The sequence below is a fragment of the Actibacterium sp. genome (assembly GCF_041584535.1).
In the GTDB taxonomy this organism is placed as follows: domain Bacteria; phylum Pseudomonadota; class Alphaproteobacteria; order Rhodobacterales; family Rhodobacteraceae; genus Actibacterium_D.
Genome location: NZ_JBFHDW010000271.1, coordinates 1 through 3488 on the forward strand (window position 1 = coordinate 1; position 3488 = coordinate 3488).

The 3488-nt window shown below is 63.5% G+C and carries 2 protein-coding genes; both read right to left on the reverse strand.

The genetic code is table 11. The annotated features are described in order from the left end of the window. Positions 1–13: 13 nt before the first annotated feature. On the reverse strand, positions 14–2782 hold the full coding sequence (locus tag ABYW26_RS12100) for a helicase-related protein (protein WP_372605155.1): 2769 nt from the start codon (positions 2780–2782) through the stop codon (positions 14–16). A gap of 11 nt (positions 2783–2793) precedes the next feature. Next, positions 2794–3312 (reverse strand): tetratricopeptide repeat protein, encoded by a 519-nt coding sequence (locus ABYW26_RS12105; protein WP_372605156.1) that lies wholly within the window; start codon positions 3310–3312, stop codon positions 2794–2796. Positions 3313–3488: the final 176 nt, after the last annotated feature.

Here is a 3488-nt window from a genome sequence, read left to right on the forward strand (position 1 = left end):
GGCCGTCGATCACTTATTTCTTGTCCCGAAACCCCATCAGAGCCGCCGCAAACGGGTTGTCGGGGTCGATGGGTTTTTCCTTGCGCGGCGGACGCGCCTGATAGGACTTGGCGCCCTGCTGTTGCGGCTTGCCGCCCTTGCCCTTGCCTTTGCCCTGCGGACGATCGCCACGCGGTTTGCCACGGCCCTGACCCTGACCTTGCGGACGTTCGCCACGCGGTTTGCCGGCATTCGGCTGACGGCGCGGCGCCCAGGTGAAGGTATAGAACACTTCGGCCTCAGCTTCGGCAGCTTCGGCCTCGGCCCCGTCGGCCGGGGTTTCGTCGGCAACGGGCGCGGCTTCGGCTTCGACCTCGGCTTCTGCCGGGCTGGCCTGATCGTCGGTCGCAGCGTCGGCAACCACGGCTTTGACCTTGGCGCGCTCGCCCTTTTCGGCGTTATAGCCCAGGCCCTGCATCAGATCGGCGAATTGCTCCAGCGTCATGCCGGTGATCGACAGCATGTCGGGGTTGGCTTCGAACCCGCCGCGGCTGTCTTGGGCGCGCAGCAGATCGGCCAGACGCTCCAGCATATCAATGCGGATCGCGCGCTGACCGGCACGGCGATAGCCGGACAGGGTGTAATAGCCCTCGGGCACATCCACGACCGGGATCGTGACCAGACCCGGCGGCGGGCTTTCGGGGAATTCGTCCAGACCGTTGGCCAGCGACCACAGCAGCAGACGCAGGCGCGTCGGTGCGGGTTTCAGCAGCAGCGGCATGAAAATGGTGAACTGGCCGAACCGGATGCCATGCTTGCGCAGCGCGCCACGGGCATCCTGATCCAGTTCCTTGACCTCGCCCGCGACCTGATCGCGCGGCAGGATGCCAAGGCCCTCGACCATGCGGAAGGCAAAGCCCCGCGCCAGCCCGGTCAGGGCCTCGTCACGGCTGATGGCCAACAGCGGCTCGAACAGGGTTGCGACCTTGCGGTCGATGAAATGCTGCAAGCGGCGCTTGACCTTTTCGGCCACGTCCGACCCGGCTTCGTCATCGACGAACGCCTCGACCTGCGGTTTCAGAACCTCGGGGCCGGTGATCAGCTTGCCGACAGCATGTTCGCCCCACATCAGGCCGCCCTGCTCGGTAAAGTCGATCTCGGTGTCCGGAGCGTTATAGAACCGATCTGCGCGCAGATGGAATTCGGGGCGCAACGCGGTCAGGCTGGCCTGCCGCAGGGTTTTCGCCTCATCAGGACTGTTGCTGGCATCCTGCCGAAAGCGGAATCCCTCAAGACGGCCGACGAATTCGCCCTCGACCGTCACTTCACCCTTATCGTTTACGTCGGCCACAAGGCCCTCCTTCTGCTTCAACCGGCGAAGCAAGACTGAGGTCCGCCGGTCAACAAATCGTTTGGTCAGCGCCCCGTGCAGCGCATCTGACAGGCGGTCTTCTACAGCGCGGGTGGCGTCACGCCAATGAGATTCGTCACCCACCCAGCCGGTTCGTTGCGCGACATATGTCCATGTGCGGATATAAGCCAGCCGTTTCGACAGCGCGTCAATGTCGCCATCGGTGCGGTCGATACGCTTGATCTGTCGCGCCATCCAGTCATCAGGCACCCGTCCGCCATCGCGCAGAAAGCCGAAAATCCGCTCAAGCAGACCGGCATGTTCAGCAGCCGAGATGCCCCGGAAATCGGGAATCCGGCAGACATCCCACAACAGCCGCACATCCGGCGCGCCCGACAGGCGCAGGCGAATGTCGGGGCTTTCAGCGAGGTGGCGCAGCGCCCGCAGATCGTCGGCCTCGCGGGCGCGCATCAGCCACTCGTCATCGGTCCCGGCCTCAAGCGATTGGATCAGCCGGTCAACCGTGCCGAATTCCAGACGCTCATTGCGCCAGTTCAGCTTTTTCAGCGGGGTAAAGCGGTGGTTGGTGATCGCATCGACCACACCTTCGTCCAGCGGCGGCGCCTCGCCGGTCACACCAAAGCTGCCCGCACGCATATGCCGCCCGGCGCGGCCAGCGATCTGGGCCAGCTCGTTCGGCGCCAGCTCGCGCATCCGGCGGCCGTCGAATTTGCGCAACCCCGAGAACGCCACATGGTTGATATCCAGATTCAGCCCCATGCCGATGGCGTCGGTGGCGACCAGATAGTCGACCTCGCCATTCTGATACATCGCCACCTGAGCGTTGCGGGTGCGGGGCGACAACGCCCCCATCACCACCGCGCACCCGCCCTTTTGGCGGCGGATCAGTTCCGCAATGGCATACACATTATCGACAGAAAATCCGACGATTGCCGACCGAGGCGGCATCCGGCTTATCTTTTTCGAACCTGCATAGGTCAATTCGGAAAACCGCTCGCGCCGCATGAACTGGGCGCGCGGCACCAGAGCGGCAATCGCGCCTTTCATCGTGTCGCTGCCCAGAAACAGCGTCTCGTGCAGGCCGCGGGCGTTTAAAAGGCGCTCGGTAAAGACATGGCCGCGCTCGGGATCGGCGCAAAGCTGAATTTCATCGACCGCCAGAAAATCCGCGCCCATGCCGACCGGCATCGCCTCGACGGTGCAGACCCAGTATTGCGTGCGCGGCGGGATGATCCGTTCTTCTCCGGTCACCAGCGCCACCACCGACGGGCCGCGCAGCGCGACGATACGGTCATAAACCTCGCGCGCCAGCAGCCGCAGCGGCAGGCCAATCACGCCGGTGCGGTGGGCGAGCATCCGCTCGATCGCATAGTGGGTTTTGCCGGTGTTGGTCGGCCCAAGAACCGCCGTGACCCGCCCTTGCTGGCTCATCGCCCTATCCTTCAGAGTGTCGGGCCAGAGATCTGTTGTTCCAGCCGTTCGACGGCTTCTTTTAGGTCCGGTTCATGGGGATGTATAGCAAGCGCGGCGCGAAAAGCGTCCAACGCGCGCTGTGGCTGATCGAGGTCCTGAAGAATGCTGCCCAGCCCGATCATTGCACCGAAATGGTGCGGGTTCAGCGCCAGCGCATGGGCCAGATCCTCAAGCGCGGGCCCGTAAAGCCCAAGCTGGAAATAGGCGCTGGCCCGGGCGTTATAGCCTTCGGCGAATCCGGGCGCGTGATCGACCAGCGCCGTCAGATGGTCAACCGCCTGAGCAAAATCGCCGGCATCCATGGCCTCGCGTCCGCGGCGCAGCAACAGGTCCATCGCCGCCGAGCCGGATTTTGACCATTCGTTCCAGATTTCAGTCTCGACCATTTCCCAATTCGGCAGGTCGGGCTGCGCCAGTTCGGCCAGAAGATCGTCCAAACGCGCGGCATCCGCCGGGGCCGCAAAGGCACCTGCGCAAAGAAACGCCATCAGCGCAAAAGCCGTCAACCCGGCATTGAGAATGTTACGGCAAGTGACCATAACTAGAAGAGTAACCCAAACGCGGCATTTGCCAAGTGCATGTCGCCGGACCGGAGATGGAAGATGAGTGAAGTGATCGACGCCGCGGTTGAAGCGCTGCGTAAAAAGCTGGCCGATGGCTTTGA